The sequence below is a fragment of the Mesorhizobium sp. M1A.F.Ca.IN.022.07.1.1 genome, assembly GCF_003997575.1.
GTDB lineage: Bacteria > Pseudomonadota > Alphaproteobacteria > Rhizobiales > Rhizobiaceae > Mesorhizobium.
Genome location: NZ_RZST01000378.1, coordinates 1 through 5,223, shown reverse-complemented (window position 1 = coordinate 5,223; position 5,223 = coordinate 1). Strand labels below are relative to the sequence as shown.

Genomic DNA, 5,223 nt, shown 5'->3' with positions numbered 1-5,223 from the left:
GTCCATCATGTCGGACGGCGCGGACATCATCGCGCCGTCCGACATGATGGACGGCCGTATCGGCGCGATCCGCGACGCGCTGGACGCCAACGGCTTCCAGGACGTGGCGATCATGTCCTATGCGACGAAATTCGCCTCGGCCTTCTACGGCCCCTATCGCGAGGCTGTCGGCACCGCCGGCCTGCTCAAAGGCGACAAGAAGACCTATTATATCGACCACGCGAATTCCGATGAAGCCGTGCGCGAGGCCGAGCAGGATCTGGCCGAAGGCGCCGACATGCTGATGGTGAAGCCTGGGCTGCCCTATCTCGACATCATCCGCCGGCTGAAGGACGAGTTCCAGATGCCGACCTTCGCCTACCAGGTGTCGGGCGAATATTCGATGATCAAGGCGGCCAGCGCCAATGGCTGGATCGACGGCGAAAAGGCGATGCTGGAATCGCTTCTCGCGCTCAAGCGAGCCGGCTGCGACGGTGTCCTCACCTATTTCGCGCCGACCGTTGCGGAGATGCTGAGGGGCTAGGCCCAGGCGCAATTTTAAATTCTCGCCGCGTCACCTGGGCGCCGCCCGACGAGTTGATCGCTCGCCGGAAAATTCCGCTTGCATAATGCAATCAGTTAAGCTACTCCATGACTGCTTGCAAAATGCAACTAGTTCACGAGGCGATCATGTCAAAGCTGCGCGTCAACGCTTTCACCCTGTCGCTGGACGGTTACGGCGCCGGCCCCGATCAGACTCTCGAAAGCGCGCTCGGCGTCGGCGGCGAAGGACTGCATAAATGGATGATCGGCACGCGCACCTTTCGTGAGATGGTGATCGGCAAAGACGGCGGCACCACCGGCAGCGACGACAGCTTCGCCGCGCGCAGTTTTGAGAATGTCGGCGCCTGGATCCTTGGCCGCAACATGTTCGGGCCGGTCCGCGGCGAATGGCCGGACGAGAGCTGGAAAGGCTGGTGGGGCGACAACCCGCCCTATCACGTGCCGGTCTTCGTGCTCACCCATCACAAGCGGGCGCCGATCTTAATGGAAGGCGGCACGACGTTTTACTTCGTCACCGACGGCATCCATTCGGCGCTCGAACAGGCGAAGACGGCCGCCAAGGACAAGGATGTGCGGGTCGGCGGCGGCGTCGCCACGATCCGGCAATATCTGAAGGAAAGCCTGATCGACGAGATGCATCTCGCGATCTCGCCGATCCTGCTCGGCTCCGGCGAGCATCTTTTCGCCGGGCTGGACATGCCGAAGCTCGGCTACCGCTGCACCAGCCAGGTCGCGACCGCCGACGCGACGCATGTGATGATCGGGCGCGCGTAAGCTAGGCTCCCCCTTCTCCCCTGTGGGAGATGCGGAAGCGCTCAATACTTTTCCGGCACATAAAGCGCGCGCGGCAGCACCTGGCGCTCGTAGGCCGGGTTGAAGACGCGCTCCGGCAGCGTGATCTCCTCATGCGGCACGTCTTCGTAAGGCATTTGCTGCAGCAGGTGATCGATGCAGTTCAGTCGGGCCCGCTTCTTGTCGTTGCCTTCGACAATGAACCACGGCGCTTCCTTGATGTTGGTACGGGCGAAGGTCTCTTCCTTGGCTTTGGTGTATTGTTCCCAGCGCACGCGCGACTGCAGGTCCATCGGCGACAGCTTCCACTGCTTCATCGGATCGTGGATGCGCATCAAAAAGCGCATCTGCTGCTCCTCGTCGGTAATCGAGAACCAGTATTTCACCAGCGTGATGCCGGAGCGCACCAGCATGCGTTCGAATTCCGGCACGTCGCGGAAAAACTCTTCGACCTGATCCGCATTGGCAAAGCCCATCACCTGCTCGACGCCCGATCGGTTGTACCAGGAGCGGTCGAACAGCACGATCTCGCCGCCCGCCGGCAGATGCGGCACGTAGCGCTGGAAATACCATTGCGATCTTTCACGCTCGGTCGGCGCAGGCAGCGCGACGACGCGGCAGATGCGCGGGTTGAGGCGCTGGGTGATGCGCTTGATGACGCCGCCCTTGCCGGCCGAGTCGCGTCCCTCGAAGATCACCACCAGCTTCTTCTTGTGGTAGGCAACCCAGGACTGCAGCTTGATGAGCTCCGACTGCAGCCGCAGCAGCTCGCGGAAATAGGTCGTTCGCTCGATGGAGGGCGGATGCGACTTCTTGTAGATCCTGGCGATCTCGAGCGAGAGCGCGGGTTCGGAAATCTCCAGCTCATAGTCCTCGTCGAGCGTGTCCTCGAGTTCGGCTTCCAGCCAGTCCTTGGCTCCGGAATTCGTCTTGACCTCGTTCATTGCGCAGCTCCTGCCTGTCAGCCACTTTCGCCTCGGACGCGCTCCGGCCGCGGCCGGAAACACAACTCCGTAAGCCGACTGAGATACAGACGCGCAATGACGGTTTTATTGCGAGCAGGAGCCGGCAACGCTGGACCAGCCGATATGTGATCGGCCCGTATCGATGGCGGGGCGACAAGCCGCCCGAATTGTCCTACAAATACCCTCGCCTCTTCCGGCGCCCGCGACGGCGCGCCTCTTCAAAACAAATCGCAAGGACCTGACATGGAATACCGCACGCTTGGCCGTTCCGGCCTGAAGGTTTCGACATTGACCCTTGGCACGATGACCTTCGGCGGGACGGGCCCGTTCGCCGCCGTCGGCAAATCCGATCTCTCGGAGGCGAGCCGCATCATCGATACCTGCATCGATGCCGGCATCAATCTCATCGACACCGCCAACGTGTATTCGAACGGCCTGTCGGAGGAGATCGTCGGCGAGGCGCTCGGCGGCAAGCGCAAGAACGATGTGCTCATCGCCTCCAAGGCGCGCATGCGGATCGGAAACGGCCCCAACGACGAAGGCCTGTCGCGCCATCACCTGATCCGGGAATGCGAGCGGAGCCTGAAGCGGCTCAAGACCGACGTCATCGACATCTATTTCCTGCATGAGTGGGATGGGGTCACGCCGCTGGAGGAAACGATCGCTGCGCTCGACACTTTGGTCAGCCAGGGCAAGATCCGTTATGTCGGCTGTTCCAATTATTCGGGCTGGCAGGTGATGAAGGCCCTCTCGATCAGCGACAGCCATCATCAGCCGCGCTTCGTCACGCAGCAGATCCACTACACGCTGGAAGCGCGCGAGGCGGAGTACGAGTTGCTGCCGATCTCGGTCGACCAGGGTCTTGGCGTGCTGGTGTGGAGCCCGCTGGCCGGCGGCCTGCTGTCGGGCAAATACCGTCGCGACAGCCCGACGGCCCGCCAGCTTGGCGGCTGGTCCGAACCGCCGATCCGGGACGAGGACAGGTTGTGGCGGATCGTCGACGTTCTGGTCGAAATCGGCAAGGCGCGCGGCGTTTCGGCGGCACAGGTGGCGCTTGCCTGGCTGCTCGGCCGCCCGGCCGTTTCTTCGCTGGTGATCGGCGCCCGCAACGAAGCCCAGCTCAAGGACAACCTCGCGGCGGCCAGCCTGATGCTGTCCCTGGACGAGCGCCTGCGCCTCGACGACGTCAGCCGGCCGCCGGTGCTTTATCCCTACTGGCACCAGCAGCTCACCGCCAAGAACCGGTTCGGCCCCGCCGACCTGGTGCTCGACCGCAGCGATATCTGAGAATCCGCGCCGTGCTCCGCGCCCGAAAACGCGCGGAGGTCAGCCGGCGATAAAACGCCAGACCTCCGGGTCGGGTTCGATCTGGCCGCTTAGCACGAAATATTTGTAGAGGACGAGCAGCGATACCGCCCGCTCGTCCTTTTCGTTGCTGAACCGGCGGCAATAGGCGTTGGCCGCCGTTATGATGCGTTGGGCTTCCGCCGGGTGCTTTTCGAAATAGGCGATCTTGTCGGCGACGTCCGAAAAATCCGACGCCAGAGGCACGTAGTGGACATCGGCCTCGAGCTCAGCCTCGGCGAACCAGGTTTCGTAGGTCGGCGGCGGCATCAGGCAGAGCGAATTCGAGCTCATGATCCACTTGAGGTTCGTCGCCACGTCATTGCCTTCGAGCGAGACGATGTAGCGGAACTGCCGCTGGTGCGCGATCGTGAGATACGGCTTGCGATAGTTCTTCGGGGCGCTTGGCTTGGGCGAGCCGGCATCGCAAGACGGCAGGTCGCGCACGGCATCGACGAACCGTTTGCGGATCGGATTGTTGAAATGACCGCGCCAGACCGCCATCGGGCGCTTGTCGGCGAAGGACAGATTGTCCTTTGGCATGTTGAAATGGCGGAACTTGTCGAGCTTCATGATCACGGCGTTGCCGTTGTCGTTACGGATCGGCCGGTCCTTGACGATTGACGGCACTGCCGGAACGTCGACGACGTCGCCAAACTCGAGATCGATGAGCAGGTGGCGATCGAAGTAGCGGGCGAACTCCTTCAGGTCGTAATAGTACATACTCCCGAACTTGGGTATTTGACTGGCCGGCACGGCCGCCGCGCTCGGCACGAAGCTATGGTCGAGCCGGTTGTAGTAGTTGACCCGATCACGGACCGTTTTGCTGGAGAGCCGTGCCTGCTCCAGCCGGCGCGCAAGCCGCTGGCGAAAGAGAGCCTGCGGCGCCACATCGCGCGTGATGTTGCGTATGAAATAAAATACCCGCGCTGCGGTGCGTAAGGGCGAGGCCATGCGTCCGTCGTTTAAAGATGTCCGTCGCCTCCTACAGCATTGTGCCGAACATCTTGCAAGCCGCCCAAGCTGACGAACTTGTTGAAGTTCTAATATTCGACGATGGCCGAGGATCAGCCACCCACGACGGCAAAGCCCCTGGCGCGCAGGCCGCGCCGCTCGTCATGCAGCGAAGTCACCAGGCGGTCGCGGCTGCCGGCGATGTGGGCCGAGAGCAGCCGTGCCGCCTTTTCGGCGTCACCCTTTCGCACGGCAGCCAGGATGGCGTGGTGCTCGGCCCAGGCGCGGCCAAGCGCCGCCTCGTCGCGCACTTCCAGCCAACGCGCGCGGGAGAGCCTGGTCATTGCATCGCGGACTCCCTTAAGCAGGAATTCATTGCCGGAAAGCCTGGCCAGCTCGATGTGAAAATCCAGACCAACGCGGTGCCATTCCTCGCGCGGCGTACCGGCGTCGCAGGAATCGAGCATCGCCGCGATCACCTCGATCCCGCTGCGATCTTCCAGCGACGCCGTCAACCGCACCGCCGCCACCTCGACCGCCTCGCGGTAGACAGCGATCTCGCCGAGCTCGGCCAGATCGCTGTCTACCGCGAGGCGGTCGAGGTGGCGGCGGTGCGGTTGACGGC

Annotated in this window: 5 protein-coding genes and 1 pseudogene; 3 read left to right on the top strand and 3 right to left on the bottom strand. The window is 62.7% G+C overall.

Going from position 1 to position 5,223, the window contains the following annotated elements:
• Together EOA75_RS28265 and EOA75_RS28260 are read left to right on the top strand one after the other, a co-directional pair.
• Nucleotides 1-523, top strand: a pseudogene (locus EOA75_RS28265) (porphobilinogen synthase); the annotation flags it as partial.
• A 146-nt stretch (nt 524-669) separates the two neighbouring features.
• Nucleotides 670-1,317, top strand: coding sequence for a dihydrofolate reductase family protein (locus tag EOA75_RS28260; protein ID WP_127325712.1), 648 nt, complete (start codon nt 670-672; stop codon nt 1,315-1,317).
• Nucleotides 1,318-1,358: 41 nt separating this feature from the next.
• Here EOA75_RS28260 and ppk2 read toward each other — a convergent pair whose 3' ends face one another.
• The gene (ppk2, locus tag EOA75_RS28255; RefSeq protein ID WP_095801266.1) at nt 1,359-2,279 is read right to left on the bottom strand and encodes a polyphosphate kinase 2; all 921 of its coding nucleotides are present in this window, start codon (nt 2,277-2,279) and stop codon (nt 1,359-1,361) included.
• Between the two features lie 264 nt (nt 2,280-2,543).
• Here ppk2 and EOA75_RS28250 point away from each other — a divergent pair, with 264 nt between their 5' ends.
• The gene (locus tag EOA75_RS28250) at nt 2,544-3,587 is read left to right on the top strand and encodes an aldo/keto reductase (protein ID WP_095824745.1); all 1,044 of its coding nucleotides are present in this window, start codon (nt 2,544-2,546) and stop codon (nt 3,585-3,587) included.
• A gap of 39 nt (nt 3,588-3,626) precedes the next feature.
• Here EOA75_RS28250 and EOA75_RS28245 read toward each other — a convergent pair whose 3' ends face one another.
• Entirely contained in the window at nt 3,627-4,598 is a 972-nt protein-coding gene (locus EOA75_RS28245) for a glycosyl transferase family 90 (protein ID WP_127325711.1), read from the bottom strand.
• A gap of 113 nt (nt 4,599-4,711) precedes the next feature.
• On the bottom strand, nt 4,712-5,223 hold a 512-nt coding region (locus tag EOA75_RS28240), incomplete at its 5' end, for an FCD domain-containing protein (protein ID WP_164747610.1).

Bases quoted from the DNA above. Each gene is read 5' to 3' on its own strand.
- EOA75_RS28260 (WP_127325712.1), top strand. From the start codon at position 670: ATGTCAAAGCTGCGCGTCAACGCTTTCACCCTGTCGCTGGACGGTTAC.
- ppk2 (WP_095801266.1), bottom strand. From the start codon at position 2,279: ATGAACGAGGTCAAGACGAATTCCGGAGCCAAGGACTGGCTGGAAGCC.
- EOA75_RS28250 (WP_095824745.1), top strand. From the start codon at position 2,544: ATGGAATACCGCACGCTTGGCCGTTCCGGCCTGAAGGTTTCGACATTG.
- EOA75_RS28245 (WP_127325711.1), bottom strand. From the start codon at position 4,598: ATGGCCTCGCCCTTACGCACCGCAGCGCGGGTATTTTATTTCATACGC.